Annotated in this window: 13 protein-coding genes; all 13 read right to left on the bottom strand. The window is 66.3% G+C overall.

Annotated elements, in window-relative coordinates; translation table 11 throughout:
- Positions 1-195: 195 nt before the first annotated feature.
- Positions 196-5,658: an autotransporter domain-containing protein gene (locus ACVWWW_RS06900; RefSeq protein WP_051235027.1), complete on the bottom strand. Its 5,463-nt coding sequence runs from the start codon at positions 5,656-5,658 to the stop codon at positions 196-198.
- Between the two features lie 266 nt (positions 5,659-5,924).
- A complete protein-coding gene (locus ACVWWW_RS06895) occupies positions 5,925-6,302 on the bottom strand; it encodes a metalloregulator ArsR/SmtB family transcription factor (RefSeq protein WP_081672028.1) in 378 nt (125 codons plus the stop codon).
- A complete protein-coding gene (locus ACVWWW_RS06890; RefSeq protein WP_036141850.1) occupies positions 6,292-6,756 on the bottom strand; it encodes an SRPBCC family protein in 465 nt (154 codons plus the stop codon). Before ACVWWW_RS06890 ends, ACVWWW_RS06895 begins: the two co-directional genes overlap by 11 nt.
- Before the next feature lie 279 nt (positions 6,757-7,035).
- Positions 7,036-7,518 (bottom strand): hypothetical protein, encoded by a 483-nt coding sequence (locus ACVWWW_RS06885; protein ID WP_051235025.1) that lies wholly within the window; start codon positions 7,516-7,518, stop codon positions 7,036-7,038.
- Between the two features lie 276 nt (positions 7,519-7,794).
- Positions 7,795-8,544 (bottom strand): sel1 repeat family protein, encoded by a 750-nt coding sequence (locus tag ACVWWW_RS06880; protein ID WP_027082762.1) that lies wholly within the window; start codon positions 8,542-8,544, stop codon positions 7,795-7,797.
- A 129-nt stretch (positions 8,545-8,673) separates the two neighbouring features.
- The gene (locus ACVWWW_RS06875) at positions 8,674-9,528 is read right to left on the bottom strand and encodes a PA4780 family RIO1-like protein kinase (RefSeq protein ID WP_027082761.1); all 855 of its coding nucleotides are present in this window, start codon (positions 9,526-9,528) and stop codon (positions 8,674-8,676) included.
- Between the two features lie 128 nt (positions 9,529-9,656).
- Positions 9,657-10,535: an acyltransferase gene (locus tag ACVWWW_RS06870; protein WP_027082760.1), complete on the bottom strand. Its 879-nt coding sequence runs from the start codon at positions 10,533-10,535 to the stop codon at positions 9,657-9,659.
- Positions 10,536-10,698: 163 nt separating this feature from the next.
- Positions 10,699-11,460: a hypothetical protein gene (locus ACVWWW_RS06865; RefSeq protein WP_027082759.1), complete on the bottom strand. Its 762-nt coding sequence runs from the start codon at positions 11,458-11,460 to the stop codon at positions 10,699-10,701.
- Between the two features lie 74 nt (positions 11,461-11,534).
- A complete protein-coding gene (locus ACVWWW_RS06860) occupies positions 11,535-12,764 on the bottom strand; it encodes a glycosyltransferase family 2 protein (RefSeq protein ID WP_456998742.1) in 1,230 nt (409 codons plus the stop codon).
- Positions 12,765-12,805: 41 nt separating this feature from the next.
- Positions 12,806-14,023: a HEAT repeat domain-containing protein gene (locus ACVWWW_RS06855; RefSeq protein ID WP_456998660.1), complete on the bottom strand. Its 1,218-nt coding sequence runs from the start codon at positions 14,021-14,023 to the stop codon at positions 12,806-12,808.
- Entirely contained in the window at positions 14,020-14,799 is a 780-nt protein-coding gene (locus ACVWWW_RS06850; RefSeq protein WP_027082756.1) for a YaiO family outer membrane beta-barrel protein, read from the bottom strand. The genes ACVWWW_RS06855 and ACVWWW_RS06850 overlap by 4 nt, the downstream gene beginning before the upstream one ends.
- Positions 14,780-15,751: a GDP-mannose 4,6-dehydratase gene (locus ACVWWW_RS06845; protein ID WP_027082755.1), complete on the bottom strand. Its 972-nt coding sequence runs from the start codon at positions 15,749-15,751 to the stop codon at positions 14,780-14,782. The genes ACVWWW_RS06850 and ACVWWW_RS06845 overlap by 20 nt, the downstream gene beginning before the upstream one ends.
- 407 nt (positions 15,752-16,158) lie before the next feature.
- Positions 16,159-17,070, bottom strand: a complete 912-nt coding sequence (locus ACVWWW_RS06840) for a DUF2950 domain-containing protein (RefSeq protein ID WP_196804350.1) — start codon at positions 17,068-17,070, stop codon at positions 16,159-16,161.
- Positions 17,071-17,074 lie beyond the last annotated feature (4 nt).

Raw genomic sequence — 17,074 nt, 5'->3', positions numbered from 1 at the left:
CCGTGAGGGGGATGACCGCGGACTGTGTGGGCTGCCCGGCGTGGCGCCAAGCGCCGAAGGTCATGGCGCGCCGATCGCAGTGTCGGCATTCATGGGGCGGTCGGGCCGCGGCGCGCGACTCTCGCCGGACACCCCGCCGGAAACGAAAACGCCCGGCAGGTGCCGGGCGTCTCCGTGGTCGGATGAGGTCTCGCTTCAGTGGGCGGCGGTGCGTCGGCACCGCGGGCCGCCACATTCCGCCCGCGTCTTCGTCGACTCATCGGTCGCCGATTCGGCGGCCGACGAGGTCGCACCCGGCTGCGCGCCATACGACAGACGCAGCCCGATGCTGTTCGCGTCGGTCGAGCCTCGCGCCTGCTCGTGGCCGAACGCCAGCGACAACAGCCAGCTGCGGCCGAGCGATACATCCATACCGAGGTTCAGCGACAGCGCGTTGTCGTTGTAGCTCGACATGCGCAGGCGGTAGTCCGTGGCGTTGGGGACGATCACGTAATTCATCGTCGCCTCGCCGCGGTCGTCGATGGCCTCGCGGTACTCGACGTTCCAGAACGGCCGCAGATGCCCGGCACCGCCGACCAGCCAACTGCCTTCGAGCCCGAGCGCGACCGTGCTGCTCTCGATCGCCTGGCGGCCGTAGCGGAGGTCGTAGATGCCGAGGCCGGTCTCGCTGTAATCGTCCAGCGACGTATGGCTGGCATCGACGCGCCCGTACCCCGTGAGCGTGAGCGCGGCGCCGCGATGCTCGTAGCCCATCGACATCGACGCGAACCATTGGTCGCCGTCGCGCTTCGCCGTGCCGAGCGCATTCGCGTCGTGGCTCCAGCGCTCGATGTCGAAGCCCAGCGTGCCCGTGCCGAGCATGCCGTCCACGAACAGATGGTCGCCCGCGCGCCAGAGCCCATAAAGCGCGAGCGAGTGCTGGTCGGCATCGAGATGTGAGCTGTCGTCATCGAGGTCGCTGTTGTTGCGCGCGATGCTGCCGGCGACACCGATCAACACGCTGTCGCCGATCGCGTGGTCCATGCCGAGCGTGATGCCATCGGTGTGGAAGTCGAACGCGCCGGCACGGCCACTGCTGCCGAACGTCGCCGTACCAGAGAGCCAAAGCCCCCAGCCGTGCGGCATCGACGGCCACGCGTTGCCCGCGTTCAACGGCACCGACAGACCCGGCGCGTTCGCACCGCCTTCGTAAGCGAGCGCGACATTCGCGGACGATGCATTTCCGCCGCTGCGCACCTGACGCAGACGGTCGCGGATGTTCGACTGTTCTACGTTTGCGAAACGCACGCTCGCATCGACCTGTGCCTGCAGAAGGCCGGTCACGGTCGTATCACGCGTCGGATCCGGACGCGCGGCAACCACGAGCTGCATCTGCACACTGCCGGCGGTGTAGTTGCCGTTCGCTGCTTGCGTGGCGGTGATGATCGTGGTGCCCGCCCCGTGCAACGTAACGGTGCGACCACTGATGCTCGCGACCTCCGGCTGGCTGATGGTGAACGTGAACGCGCCAGAGCTCGGGCTCTGCGGGTTCGCGAGATCGAACGCGGGCTCGCCGAGCACCTTCGATACCTGCGTCGGCCACGTGAGCACGGGAACCGCAGCGGCAATGTCGACATCCAGACGCGCCTGCGGGGCCGCCGTATAACGCGCATCGCCGGCCTGGTCGGCGGTGAGGCTGCAACGCCCGGCCGCGCGCATGGTGACGTTGGCGCCTGTGACTGTGCAGACCGCCGGCGTAGTGCTCGCGAACACGATCGGATTGCCCGATGCACCGCCCTGCGCACTGACCGCGAACGTGCCGTTCGGTGCGAACACCGGTGCGGTCGGGTTGGCGACGAACGCGCTGATCGACTGCGCAGCCTGCGCGATCACCAGCTGGAACGCATGCGCAGCATTGAAACCATTCGCATCGCGCACTTCGACGGTGACGTCGAACGTGCCGGTCTGCGTCGGCGCACCGGACAGCACACCCGCGCTCGACAACGTCACGCCCTGCGGAAGGACGCCGTTGGTGATCGCATACGTGTACGGCGCGGTGCCGCCGCTCGCCTGCAGCGTCTGCGCGAGCGCGATGCCGAACGTCGCCGCCGGCCATGCGCCCGTGCTGAACGCGATCTGCGGTACGTCGACGACGAGCGTAAAGCCGCGCTGCGCCGCGAACGGGCCGGTCCCGGTGCTGTGATCCGTCGCCTGCACGGTGAAGTTGAACGTGCCCGCCTGCGTCGGCGTGCCACCAAGCACACCCGCGGACGACAGCGTCATGCCGTTCGGCAATGCGCCGCCGCTCAACGCGAACGTGTACGGCGCCGCACCACCGCTCGCGGTGAACGCATGGTTGTAGGCGCTACCGCCGACACCGTTCGCCAACGTCGCTGCGTCGACCGACACGGTCGCGTTCGACACCGTGATCGTCACCGTGGCCGGCGCGGTGGTGGTCATGCCATCGGTCGCGACGTACGTGAAGCTGTCGCTGCCCGCGTAACCCGCGGCGGGCTGGTACGTGATCGTCGTTCCGCTGGCGACGGCCGTCCCGTGCGCCGGCGCTGCGCCGATCGACACCGCAGTCGGAGTGCCGACGATGTTCAGCGCCACGGGCGTCGCGCCCGCTGCGTAAGGCACGGTCGCGCTGACCGGCGACGCTACGAGCGGCGGCGCGGGCATCACCGCGTTCGACGGCGCGGAGGCCGCACCCGTACCCGCGCTGTTCGTCGCCGTGACGGTGAACGTGTACGACGTGCCGTTGGCGAGGCCGGTCACGACGATCGGGCTCGCCGCACCGCTCGCGCTGATCCCGCCCGGGCTCGACGTCACGGTATAGCCGCTGATTGCAGCACCGCCTGCGGTGACCGGCACTGCGAACGAGATCGTTGCCTGCGTATTGCCTGCGACGGCCGTGACCGACGTGGGTGCGCTCGGCACGTTGGCATTGACGATAAAACTGCGGCTAACCTGCGGTGCAGGCTGGTGGCTCGCGTCACCTACCTGGTCGGCGTCGATCGTGCATGCGCCTGCGGCAACGAAGGTCAGCGTACCGCCGCTGGTGATCGTGCAGACCGATGTCGTCGACGACGAGAACGACACCGGCAGGCCCGCGTCGGACGTCGCGCTCAGCGTCGGCGACGTGCCGAACAACTGCGCGCCCGGATTGTTGAAGGTGATCGCCTGGCTGGACTTCGGCGTGACCGTGTTCGACGCCGTCGATGCGGCACCGGTGCCCGCCGACGTCGTCGCGGTGACGGTGAACGAATACGCGACGCCGTTGGTCAAACCCGTCAGCGTGATCGGCGAACTGGCGCCCGTCGCGGTAATGCCGCCCGGCAGCGATGTCACCGTGTACGCGGTGATCGTCGCACCGCCGTTGGACGCAGGCGCGGTGAACGTGATCGTCGCTTGCGCGTCGCCCGCCGTCGCCACGCCGATCGTGGGGGCCGCGGGGAGCACGGTGTTGATGTTGAAGCTGTGGGTTACCGTCGCAGCCGCGTTCGTTGCGGCGTCGCCCGCCTGGTCTGCGCTGATCGTGCACGTGCCGGAGGACACGAAGGTCAGCGCGCCACCGGATGTGATCGTGCACACGCCGGTCGTCGTCGAACTGAAGTTGACCGTCAGGCCCGAGGTCGATGTCGCGGTCAGCGTTGGCGACGTGCCAAAGTTCTGGGCGCCCGGGTTGGCGAAAATGATCGACTGATCGGCCTTCGGCGTGACCGCGTTCGATGCAGCCGACGCCGCGCCCGTACCCGCCGAATTCGTCGCAGTGACGGTGAACGTGTACGACGTGCCGTTGGTGAGACCGCTGACCACGATGGGCGACGACGCGCCGCTCGCGCTGATGCCGCTCGGCAGCGATGTGACCGTGTAACCCGTGATCGTGTCGCCGCCGTTCGACGCGGGCGCCGTGAACGTCAGCGTCGCCTGCCCGTCGCCGGCCGTTGCGCTGCCGATAGTGGGCGCATCCGGCGCAAGCGGGACGACTGCATGCGTGGCGCCGGCAGCGAATGCGGCAGGCGGGCCGTTGCCGGCGCCGTCGACGATGTTCGTGCCGGCGTTCAACGTCAGGCCGAGCGTTCCGTTCCCGCTGATGCCACTCACGGTCACGTCGAACGCGGAGCCGCTCGCTGCGGAAACGCTGGCGATCGTGCCCGACGCCGTTCCGGTCGTTACGAGCGCGAAGTCGTCGACCGATACGTTCGACACGCTCTCGCTGAAAGTCACGTGGAAGCTGATCGAACTGGTGTTTCCGGCGGGCGTGCCGTTGACGACGATCGCCGACACCGACGGTGCCGTAGTGTCGATCACCAGCGCCTTGTTCGCGCCCAGCGAGCCCGAGGCGCCAGGCGCGGCAAGCGTGAGCGCCGCGTCGTTGCCCGCAGCGTCACGGATCGTGCCGCCGTTCCGTGCAAGCGCTGTAGTCGAGACGTAATCGAGATCTGTCGCCGTGTCACCGGCCTGCACGGTGTACGTGAACGTCAGCGTCGATGTCCCGCTGCCGCTTGCGTAATTCACCACGCGGTCGGTCGTGCCCGTTTCAAGCGTGATCTGCGGCGTGCCTGTGACGGTCACCGCCTCGCTCATGCTGACCCGAATTGCGATGACGTCGCCGGCCTTATACGTGCCGTTCGCGGTCGATGAGGAAACGGACGAGATCGTCGGAAAAACGCCGTCGATCACGATGTTCTTGTTGGAGCCGAGCGATCCAAAGCCGCCCGGCGGCGGTAGCGTCAGCAGGGCGTCGACTGCGCTGGAGTTGCGGAGAGTGCCGCCATTGAGTGCAAGCGCTGTCGAGCCGACATAGTCGAGATCTGTCGCGGTGTCGCCGGCCTGCACGATGTACGTGAAAGTGAGCGCTGTTGTGCCGGTGCCGCCCGTGTAATTCGCGACACGATCGGTTGCTCCAGTTTCAAGCGTGAGCCGCGGCGTGCCGACGACGGAGATCGCCTGGTCGAATGCGACCTGCAGCAGGATTACGTCTCCGACCTTGTACGTGCCGTTAGCGGTCGTGCTCGTTACCTGCGTCACGCGCGGCGCGGGGGGATGCACGTTCTGAACATTGATATTGTCAATGCCGAAGTAACCGGTCGGCGGGCCGACGGTGGTGATGCGGAACTCGTCGATATCGTCGAACGCCGGGTTGCTCGATACGTCGACGTTGCCGGCGACGGTGTCGTCCGGGAACGAAACGTCCGCAGTAGCGCCGGTTACCGGTGCGCCATACCTGTAGCCAGTAACGCGGAACTGCAGCACCGACCCGCCCGTCGATGAAGTGAACTGGAACCCTTGCAGGTCGAACAGGCTCTTGTCAGACGACGCGACGTTGAAACTCCCCATCGTCAACGTGTAGCCGCTGGTCTCCTGGTAGTAGATCCCGTCGCCGCCGGTGCTGACGAAAAGATCGCCCGCAAACAGGCCTACCTGGTTCGCCTGGGTAAGGACGACCTGGATGTCCCACCCACTGCCGCGCGCGTTGTAGGCCGTGGCACCACCAACGCCGGATCCGACCGACTGGTCGCCACCGCCGGATCCGAAGGTGGTTACGCCGTTGACCGGCCCAGCGACGGCCGGCAGCGCGACAACCATCATCGCGGCCGCCATCAAGCCCGCGCCAATGCAATGCCGCGCGCGCGCGGCCAGGCGGGCGCATAGCGCCTGCACGAGAGTGCTCATCCGGAATTTCCCCTGGTGGTGCGGCGACGGCGCGCTGGACGGCGCACCGAGTCAACGGCATCTGCATTCGATGCGTACGTCAGCCACCCCATGGCCCCCGCATCGACGCGGCGGATTCTCGGGGGTCGCCCGCTACCGGCACAAGTGCCCATACCCCGCCGTGCGGTCGCGCGACGCGACCGGCGTGTATGGGACCCGATGGCAAACGCTGGCTAGTCGACAGCGAGCAGGTGTCGCCGCAACCGTGGCGACGACGCCCTGACTCCTCAATTCGACTCGACAAACGCCTTGAGGCTGCCGAGCGCGACATCCCACTGCTGCCCGATCACTTCGAGCGTGCGACGCGCTTCCTCGATCTGCGCGGGATCGAGTCGCCACAGACGTTCGCGGCCGGAACGCACGTCCTGCACCACACCCGCCTGCGCGAGCACCTCGAGATGCTTGGTCACGCCCTGCCGGCTGATGTGCGTGGTCGCGGTGAGCTGCGCGATCGACAACGCACCGCCCGCACACAGCAGCGCGACTAGGCGAAGTCGCGTGGGGTCACCAAGCGCGGCGAACACGCGGGCCAGCGCTTCGCTCGATCGCTCGACGTCAGGCAGGGCGGCGATGCCCTGCCCTGCGCGGTCACGCTTAGCCGACATGGCGCGCGATGCTTTCCAGCTGGGCCGTCCATCCGCGGCCGTTCATGCGGAACGCTTCGAGGCGACGGGTCGGCGGAACCTGGTCGAAGCCTGATTCGACGACGGTCAGCAGCGTCGCGTTTCCGGGCGCGTCTTTCAGCGTAAACGTCACCAGCGTCGGCGTTTCGGCGTCGTAGTCGACCGTCGGATCGATCGGGTACGGATGCCAGCGATACGCGAACACGTCCTGCGGGTCGAGGCGTTCGACGACCACGTCGAAATTGATGTGCTCGTAGCCGCAACTGGTGATCGGGCCGCGAACGCGCTGCCCGAGCCCGAAATTCTGGCCCTGCACCTTCGCGCCGAACCACGTGCCGAATTCGGTCGTGTCGGTGAGTGCGCGCCAGACACGATCGCGCGGTGCGTTGATGACGATGCTGCGTTCGATGGCGTCGGTGGTGGCTTCGATGTCCATGGCGTCCTGGTGATCGTTGCGCGCGGATGCGCGGGGCGGGTCCGTGTTCGGAACGCGCAACCTTCAGGTTGCGCGACACACAGTACTCCCGGCCATCGCGATAAAGCAACCGCTTGGTTGCCGTTCGTCTGAACTACCCCGGCGGAGCCGTGCTGGCCGGGGTCGCGCCCGACCCTGAGTCCCCGCGTGTTGCTCACCAGACGCGCAAAAAGAAGGGCCGCCGACGGCAGCCCTTCCCGGCGGTTCGACTCGACCGTCGACCCGTTCAATGCTCTCGAATCAGCGACCGGGGCCATGCATCCGGCCCAGCACCGCCGCCATCGCCATCGCGCCGATCGACTTCACCAGCACCGGGTGCTGCGCGTAGAACTGGCTCATCTGCCCGACGATGCCCGGGTTCGCCTGCTGCGCCTGCTGCGCGATCTGCTCGACCTGCTGCGTCGACATCTGCGGCGCCTGCTCGGGCGTCGCGTTGATACCGGCCTGCGCGAGCGGCGGATGCGATCCACCGCCGAGGCCGCCGAGCAGCGCGCCGAGCATCCCGGTCTTCTGCTGATCGTTCGCATGCCCGAACAGGTGCCCGACCATCTGCGCGAACGGCGGGGTCTGCTCGGAATTGAATGCGTCCTGCAAGCCCTGGCTCACCACCTCGGGCGGCGCGGACTGGACGATCTGATGGAACTGTTCCTGCGCCGCGGGCGGCACCGGCGCGTTTCCGTGATTGGCGAGCTGCTGAAGCAAGCCGTCGACTGCACTGTTCATGGCTGTCCTCTTCCGCCGGAAGGAGCGGAGCCCGGCGAGCATTCGCCGGCGACCGTGGACAGCGTGCGAACAGTGGCGGGCTCGGGCGTGCGGATGTTCAGCGCTGCGGCATCGACGTCGTGCGGAACATGCGTCTGCACGACATCTCTGGCGTATTCGCCTCGATCAGGGCGAGGCGCGCCATCTGCATTTCAGCGGGAAGCATGCGCCAAGCGCTCTCGTTGACTGCTCGCACCCGCGTGCGCCAAATCACGTGCGAACGCGTCGCGCTCCCGATCAATCGATGTCGTCGAGTTCGCACTTCGAGCGCAACGCGGCGACCGTCGCAACGCCGTCCGCACTCGCGGGACGCGCGTTGTACGTGCTCGAGAACATGAAGCTGTCGCCGTAGCGACTGACGTTCACGCCGTCGTAGCCGTCGACGCTGACCGTTGCCCATGCCGGGCTGTCATTGCGGAGGCCGCGCACCTTGAACGTGTCGCCGCGCGAGGTTTCGCCCTGCCCTTCGTCGATGCGGTAGAAGCGGCTGCCGAGGGCTTCCTGGTAGCCCTTTTCGCGCAGCGCGTCGATCAGGCATTGGGCCTTCGCGTCCTGCTCGGATCGGAACTGGCGCACCGCGCCCTGCGCCGGCTCGTAGCCCGCGCGCGCCATTTCGTCGATCGTGTCCAGGCCACCGACGACATCGCGCATCGTCCCGTAGCCCGATACGCGCATCGTCGCGAACTGGAACTTGGCATCCACATGGCCCCAGTCGGCCGCAAGCGCCATCCAGTGGGCCGCCTGCTTATCGTTCTTGAGGATGTTCTGGTTCACCACCGCCAGCATGTAGGCGATGTCCGGATCCTGACCCAGCTGCGCCGCCTCTTCGTACAACGGGAGCGCAGCGCGCGAGTCGGTCTTGCTCAGAGCCTCGGCCTGCTGGAACTTCGCCCCCGATGCATCGAGCTCCGCTTTCGTGGGCGGCGCGGCGTACGCGGGGGCGATAGCGATCAAGGCAAGCAACAACGCGGCGGACAAACGCTTCATGGGTCAGGTCACGGACGAACGGATGCCGGTGTTATCGGCCGCGCTTTGCCTTCATTGACCCGGTTCGCTGAACTGGTCGGTTTCGTGCGCTACGCCGCGTTTCAAGCGCTCCCGGACCGCGAGCGTCGATCAATCGTCGTCCTGCGCCTCGCGCCCCTGCTGGCGGATCAGCGCGAGTTCGCGTGCGTCGTTGATCGCATCGCGCACGCTGTCGAGGTCCACGCTGCGGTGGTCATGCGTGAACTTGCCGGTCAACGGCGTATCGGGTTGCAATTCGCCAGCTTCGTACAGCGCCCACATTTCCTCGCCGTACCACGTGTCGAGCAGTTCCGGCGCCCAGCGGCCGAGGCTCGCGGTGAGATTGTTGACGTCGCGAAGCAGCATCGTGCGCGCGGCGTTGTTGCCGGCCGCGCTCACGACCTGCGGGAAGTCGATGACCACCGGGCCGTCCGGTCCGACCAGCACGTTGTATTCCGACAGGTCGCCATGGATCAGGCCGCAGCAGAGCATGCGCACAACCTGCCGCATGAGAACGGTGTGGAACTCGCGCGCCTGGTCCGCTTCGAGTTCGACCTCACCGAGTCGCGGCGCGGAGTAACCGTCGGCATCAGTGACGAGTTGCATCACCAGCACGCCGTGGAAATACCCATAGGGCGTCGGCACGCGAACGCCGGCGTCGCGCAACGTGTACAGCGCTTCGACCTCCGTGTTCTTCCAGGCCGTTTCCTGCTGCTTCTTGCCGTACTTGCTGGCCTTGCCGATGGCGCGCGTCTCGCGGCTGCCGCGCACCTTGCGACCTTCCTGGTACTGCACGCGCTGCTTGAAGCTGCGCTGCGCCATGTCCTTGTAGACCTTCGCGCAGCGCACGTCGTCCCCGGCACGCACCACGTACACGGCGGCTTCCTTGCCGCTCTTGAGCGGACGCAGCACTTCGTCGATGACACCGTCGTCGATCAGCGTCTGCAGGCTTGCGGGGGTTTTCAGAGCGGAGTCCAGAAGATGGGCGCGGGCGGGCCGCAGCGTGTGGTGCGTAGTGTTGCAGGTAAGCCGGTGCGGCGCCGGTGCCGCTCGATTGGGCGGTTGGATGGGGCGCGATCAGGCGCTGTAAGGCCTCACTGCGCCAGAAGTCGCGCGATCTCTGCGTCCTTCTCGTGCCACAGGGTGTTCATCCACTTCTGGAACTGGACGCGGAAGCCGCGATCGTTCTGGTAATCGCCGCCGAGCAGCTCGGCGGGAATCGGACGCTCGCGCACGCTCATGCGCACCTCGCGAATCCGTCCGCCGAGCAGGTCGGCGAGCGTCGGCCGGCCGCCGGGGTACGCGATCGTGACATCGAGGATCGCGTGCAGGCCTTCGCCCATCGCATCGAGCACGAACGCGACGCCGCCCGACTTCGGCCGCAGCAGGTGCACGTAGTCCGCGCCCTGCCCCGCGTGCTTGGCCGGCGTGAAGCGCGTGCCCTCGACGAAGTTGACGATGGTCACCGGAATCGAGCGGAACTTCTCGCAGGCGCGCCGCGTGGCCTGGATGTCGCGACCAGCCAGCTCGGGACGCTGCTTGATCTGCTTGGGCGTGTAGCGGCCCATGAACGGGAAATCGAGCGCCCACCACGCGAGCCCAAGCAGCGGCACCCAGAACAACTGGCGCTTCAGGAAGAACCGCATCAGCGGGATGCGACGGTTGAACACCTTCTGCATCACCACGATGTCCACCCAGCTCTGGTGGTTGGCGAGCATCAGGTAATGGCCGTCCTTGCGCAGCGCTGCGTCCACCCGCACGTCCACGCGCGTCGGCGTGAATCGATCCACCGCCCAGGTGTTGAACGCGATCCAGCTCTCGGCGATGCCGGTCAGCAACGAATTGGTCGCGCGACGCAGGCGCTCGGACGGCAGCACCGCCTTGACCATCGCGACGACGAGCAACGGCACGACGTGCAGCACCGTGTTGAGGGTGATCAGCAGGAAGACGAAGGAGAGGCGGAGCGAGGCCATCGAGTCGCGGTGTGTCGGTGAGGCGCCTATTGTGCCGGGCGCGACCGTGCGGGTCCGTGTTCAGGCGTCGCAGATCGGGTTGCAGACCGGTTCTGACGCTCGAAGTGACGGGCGCGACCTCGCGTCAAAGCGTCTGCCGCTGAGCGGGCGCGTTACACGAAGCCTAGCCGTAGCGCGCCCGATGCCGGCCGAGCGTCCTCGACACCTTCGCCAGCGCCGCCTCGACTTCGCGCGCGAAGCCGCCCTCGGCCAAATGCCGCACCCCCGAGTGCGCCGCGCAGACGATGCGCGTGTCAGACCAGCGCGAAGCCAGCTCACGCGCCCACGCGGCATACGCGTGCGCGGCGCCGGGTTCGCGCTTGAGGGCTCGGCCCAACATCGGATGCATGCGCAGCGACGATTGCGGCAGCACGTCCTTCAATGGGCCCTGCCCGGCCAGGACATTGAGCGTGTCGTCGACATGCACGATGCCGCTCCGTCGATGCCGCACCAGCACAGACGCCACGTGCACGCGCTCGTTGGCGCAGACGAAATCGACACCGTCGGGCACTGAGAGATCGAACACGTCGGCGAACGGATTGTCGGTCGTCCACCTCTCGATCGGTATCGGCGACCACGGCAGCGACGGAAAGCGCTTCTGATGACGCTCCGTGCCGTGCAACGCCGCTGAAGGAAACAGGCGATGCGTCGCGTCGACATGCATCGTGTGGAACGGGTGCACATGCACGACCGCGTCCACCTTTTCGCCGTTGTCGGTGAGCGCCATCACCGCCGCACGCTGGGCATCGTCGAGCCCGCAGCCGTCGATGACGACGAAGCGGCCGTCGCTTCGCTGCACGAGCGACATGTGCGTGCCGATGTTGAGCACGCCGGCAACCCGGTAGGTGCCGCGGAGGTTCCAGAAGGTGTCGGCGAGCTTGTGCATCGGCGAAGCATAGGCCGCGGCGGCGAAGCCGCGCGTATCCGCTGGTCAGACGAGCGAAACCTGCGCGCGCCGGCTCAGACCGCCGACCTTCGAACGTTGCGCTCGAACTTGTCCCAGCCTTTCTTCCCTTTCAGGAAATCGAGGCTGCCTTTGAGGCCGGCGATCAGGATGATGGGCTTGAACAGGGCGAGATCGAGAAGCGAGTACAGGCTCATCATCACGAGGTCGCGCGTGCGGTAGTCGCGGTGCTGGCGATTGTCGATGAGCACCGCCAGCATGCTCGGCATCGCGACGAGCAATGCCGTCGAAAGCAGGATAGCTGCGGTCGAAACGCCTGCGAGAACGCCACGAGCAGCCAGCCCTGCGAGCAGAAGCAGCGAGAGCGCCTGCATCAGAGGCGACAACGCCTCGAACAGGATGTTGTAGGGAAGCGCCACGAGACCCACGGCACCGTAGCGGTGGTTGAACCACATTCGCCGATACGCCCAGACCGTTTCGAGAAGAACCCGCTGCCAGCGCGCGCGTTGCTTGATGAGGTCGCGAATGTTGTCCGGCCCTTCCGTCATCGCGATCAATCGCGGGAGCGATGCGATCTGGTAAACGAGCTTGTGTCGACGGAAATGCTCGTGGACACGATACGTGAACTCGATGTCCTCGCACGAAAAGCGCGGGTCGAATCCGCCGATCTCGGCGAAAAGATCCTTGCGCCAGATCGCGAACGCACCCGGGCTGCACATCATCGCGCCTATCGCACTGAAGGCCAGCCGGTTCACCAGGAACGAACGCATCAGGTCGATGTTCTGCAGCGCGCTCAGCCAATTCGAGTCGACACGGCGACGTGCGCCGGCGGCACTCGCTTCCGGATGGCGACTCGTGCCGAAGTAACTGGTTACGCCCACGACCTTCGCGGGGTTCTTCAGCACGATCGCCATGCCATCGAGCAATGCGTTGCCGCTGTAGATCGTGTCGCCATCCACGCAGCACAGGTAGCGGTAGGCCGCGAAGTTCATGCCGCAGTTGACGGCATCCGCCTTCGACCCGCGGTTGATCTTGCGGACCACGCTCAGTCGCGAATCGCTGCGGCTGCGGTAGAACGTCGTCACTTCGCCGGATTCGAACGTCGCCTTGACGCGGATGTCGGACGGTACGAGGTCGAATGCGGCATGGAGGGTGGCGATCGTGCCATCGGTCGATCCGTCGTCGATGAGGATGACTTCGAACTCCGGGTAGTTCTGGTTGAGCAATGACTGCACGGCCGCGACAACCACACGCTCCTCGTTGAGCGCGGGCGCGATGATACTCACCGGTATCGACAGGCTGGACTGCACGATCGGCGCGGGGTTCTCTACCGCTTGCTGCGCCAGCAACCGCAGCGCGTATGCGAGCGAGAGCACCAGCGTGACGAGCAGCGCGATGACGAAAAAGCTCTGGTAAGCCGCGACGAGCTCGGCCAGGAAGGAAAGCACTTGACCGTTACCGAACATCCGACATCTCCGCGGTGCCCTGCATCGGCGACGTCGGCACCTTGTTCGCTGCGGATGGTGTTGATGATCTCCGGAATGCGGGTACGTGCGCTTTCGTTGAGCGAGTCGCCGGCCGCGGGCAGTACGTCCAGCGTGACCGTTCCCAACTCCACCAGCGATCGCTTGACCGCCAGCTGCACGGCATCGCTCTCGTCGGACAGCCGAAGCGCGAGTGACCGCACGACCTCAGGCGCGGGGAACCGCACGAGGATGCGTGCCGCCTGCGTGCGGACGAAGAACACCGGGTCCTCAAGGCACCGTTGCGCATGCACCGCGAGCTGCGGTGCATCCAGCGCGGACAGTGACGACAGCGCGATCTTCCGCACGTCCGCTGCAGGATCAGAGAGCAGCCCTTCCAGGATTGACGCGGTCCGCTCCGTGTATTGCGACTTGCCGAGCAGATACGCCGTCCAGTAGCGCGACTTCTCGTGGCCACCCTCGAGCCACGAAACGTAGAGATCGATCAGGTCGACGTTGAAATGCTCGAGGTGCGTCGACACGCGGGACGCCGGCAGCACGCCGCTGTCGAGCGCGCGCAGAAGCACTTCCGCAGCAACGGGGGTGCCGTGTATGTCGAGCATGTCCAGAGCTGCATAGGCGACCACCTGCCGCCGGCTAGCGAGCGCGCGTTCGAGCAATGGAAGCACGGCGGGATCGGACGTGCGCGACAGCGCATAAAGCGCGACGAGCTGGCGCGCGCGTCGGCGCGATCGGAAGTCGGACGCATGCGCCATCAACGTCGCGGTATCGGCGCGCTGCCTGTAAGCCTCGGCCGCGATGCGTGCGGGCTCGGGGTGAGAGCCGGCATTGCTCAGGTAGCGCGCGAGATAGCGCGTCTTCGCCTGCTGCATGTGTGCCCCGATCGCCGCCCATCCCGCGTCGGAGGCGCCATCGCGGCGCTCGATCGCCTCCAGCACGGTCAGGAAATGTCCATAGGTCCCGCGATAGATGAAGTGGTCGAGCATCGTGAAGAGGAACAGCGTCAACCAGAGGCACAGCGCGGCCAGCAGAAGCAGGACGAGCAGCGCCTCGACGCTCATCGGGTGTATTGCAGGGATATGGCGATCAGGTGCTGGCGGAATGTGTCGGTCTCACGACCCTCGCCAAGCTCGAATCGGATCCTTGTCGACTGTGTGATCGTCCGCGCGTACGCGACGTTCGCTGACCAGCCTGATCCACTACCGCCCGGAATGCCCAGGGCGTCGAATAAATAATCGCCGCCGGCGACATAGACGCCGAGCTGGTTGCGTCCGCTTTGCGTCACGCCGTGCAGCTGCAGCACGCGGATGTCGTGGTCGAGTTGCGGATTGCGCCCGAAGCGGTAGTCGACGCCGAACTCGCCATCGCCGCGGTAGAAGGTTGCGTGCGCGGAAGCAAGGTTCACGCTGCTGTCCTTGAACAGCAGGCGTCGATAACCAAGGCCCGCGCGGCGATTGGCACCGGCTGCGCGCTCGGCACGCAACTCGTAACCCCACTGCGCGAGAAAGTTTGCGTCCGGCGCAACCTGCACCGTGGCGCTGGTGTCCCACGCGCCGATGCGCGTACCCGCCGACAGCTGCGCCTCGTCGTCGACCAGGCCATTGCGATCCTGTCTCGCCACGGCGGCATCGAACCAATTGCCGGCTTGAGTGCTGCGCCCGCCGGCGATGCTCCAGACGTCCCACCGGCCGTCGTTGCCGTTGATGGTGACGTTTGAATGCTCGATCCGAGGAACGACATGCCAAGTAGCTTCGACAGCCTGCGCCGACGCCGCGCCTGCCCAGAGGCAGGCGACAAGCGCGACGGTGGAACGCGCGTTACGCGAGCTGGGCGCCATGGAATTCCGCAACGGCATCAATGATTTCCTCTAGCGTCGTTCGTGGCGCGAAGCCGATCGCCTCGCGAAGCCGCGTGCAGTCGGGATAACGGTCTACCGTTTCCTCGAACTCGGGGCCGAACACGGACTCGTACGACTTGAAGCGGATTTCGGATCGGCTATTCAACTGGTTCTTGATGCGGTTGGCCAGGTCGAGCACCGACACCTGCTCGCCCGATCCGACGTTGAACACGCGACCGTAGCAGTCCTCGCGACGAATCAGCTGGCGCAGCGCCCAGGTGACATCGTTGACGTAACCGAAGCAGCGACGATGGCTGCCATCGCCGTACACGGTGATCGGACGATCTTCGAGCGCGGCCGAGACAAAGCGGGGAACCACCATGCCGTACTTGCCGGACTGTCGGGGCCCGACTGTGTTGAACAAGCGGACCACGACGATCTTGAGACCCTGCTCGCGGTGGTAGGCCAGCGCGTGGAACTCGTCCAACGCCTTTGCGCAGGCGTAGGACCAGCGACCGATATGGGTTGCGCCGAAGACGAGGTCATCGTCCTCGCGGAACGGCAGCTTCTCCGACTTGCCGTACACCTCGGACGTCGAGGTGAACAGCACGCGCTTGCCCAGCTGATGCGCCAGCGACAACACGACATGCATGCCGTGCCCGCCGGTCTCGATGGTGCGGATCGCGCTTTCGACCACGCGCTGCACGCCCACGACCGAGGCGAGGTGGTAGACGTAATCCGCGCGCTCCATCAGCTCGCGCATCAGAATAGGGTCGGAGACGCAGCCGCGATGGAACTCGAAGTGCGGGTTGCCGAGGTGGTGCGCGAAGTTGTCGCGCGAGCCGGTCGACAGGTTGTCGATCACGAGCACACGATGACCCGCGTCGAGCAGCTCGTCGCACAGGTGCGAGCCGATGAACCCGGCGCCGCCGGTGATCAGATAGGTTTCCATGGTGGTCATTCCGACGCTCTGTGAATGGAGTGCGGAAACGTCGGCCCCGGCACGCATGCTGTCCTGGCTCGCGGGTCGCCTGCCATGGCGTGCCCTGCCCGACCGTTTGGTCAGGCGCTGCGTGGATGAGATGTCCCCTGTGACGGTGTTTGCAATTCGCGTGCCCGGCGTTCCCCAACGCCTGCAGGCCCTTGAGACAGGCTGTAGAGCGGAAATGCCCCGATCAGCGCGCCCGAATGCCGCCGTGCGTCACATTGTAGCGTGTGCGGGCGTCACGTTATGGCGCGGGGTGTTCGCCTGCGCAGTCCGTTTAGCGCGACTTCGCGGAACCTCGGGCGCGCGGCAACGCGCCTGCGAGAACAGCGCAGGTCGACATGCCTCATCGGTAGAGGTCGCGCGGTGTGGCGCTACTTCGCCGCCACCGCCGGCTTGACCTCCGACTTCACCTCCGACCAGCTCGTATCGGGGTCGAACTGCTTGATCGACTGCGCGACTTTCTCGGAGTCCGGCCCCAGATCCTTCTCGAACACCCGGCCATCGCGACTGATCATGAAGCTCATCACCCCGGTGTCGTCGTACTTGGCGGGCCATGCGACCGCGGCGAAACCGCGGGTCATGTCGTTGCCGATCCTGTAGCTGTGCGCACCGCGCGGCGCGGACGGGCCCTGCGCGTCGAGGATGCGGAAGTGGTAGCCGTGCCAGTCGCTGCCCGCGGTCGCGTCGCCGAACAACGGACCGAGCGGGCTGACCTCGCCGCTGTCGTCAGCCGCCCAGAACAGGCCGTCGTGCAGCCCGTCGGCACTCATGAACTTCTGCGCGTACTCGAGCACGCCGTCGTCGTCGTGATCGAGCTCGGCGTAGTCGATCTGTGCATCATCGTAGGCGCGCAGCGACTCTTCGGCGGCGAGTTCGTTGCGACCGATACGACGGACGCGAATGACGTCCGCGCCCGCCTTCGTATCGAAGGCCCAACCGCTGCCGCCCTTGGCGAGTGGAATCGGGAACGTGAAGGGATCAGTGCCGACGCTGAGCATCGACTTGCCGTCCGCGCCTACCTCGAATGCATGACGCTCGCGATACTTCGCGAGGAACGCGTCCACATCCGAACGACCGACACCTTCCAGCGGGATGTAATCGCGCCAGTTCGAGCCCAGCAACGATGCAAGCGCCGTGGCGTCGGCACGTTGCGTGCCCAGCGCCTTGACCAGCGCTTCGGCGGCGGCGTCCGGCGTGGCGAACATCGATTGCGCTGCGGCGGGAGTCGACGACGCCACCGCCGCAACAAGGGCCAGCGCGAGCGAACACATGAAAGTTTTCACGGGA

The organism is Lysobacter sp. HA18 (genome assembly GCF_054057595.1).
Note: the sequence above shows the minus strand (reverse complement) of the source record. Positions and strands in the feature narration are given on the sequence as shown.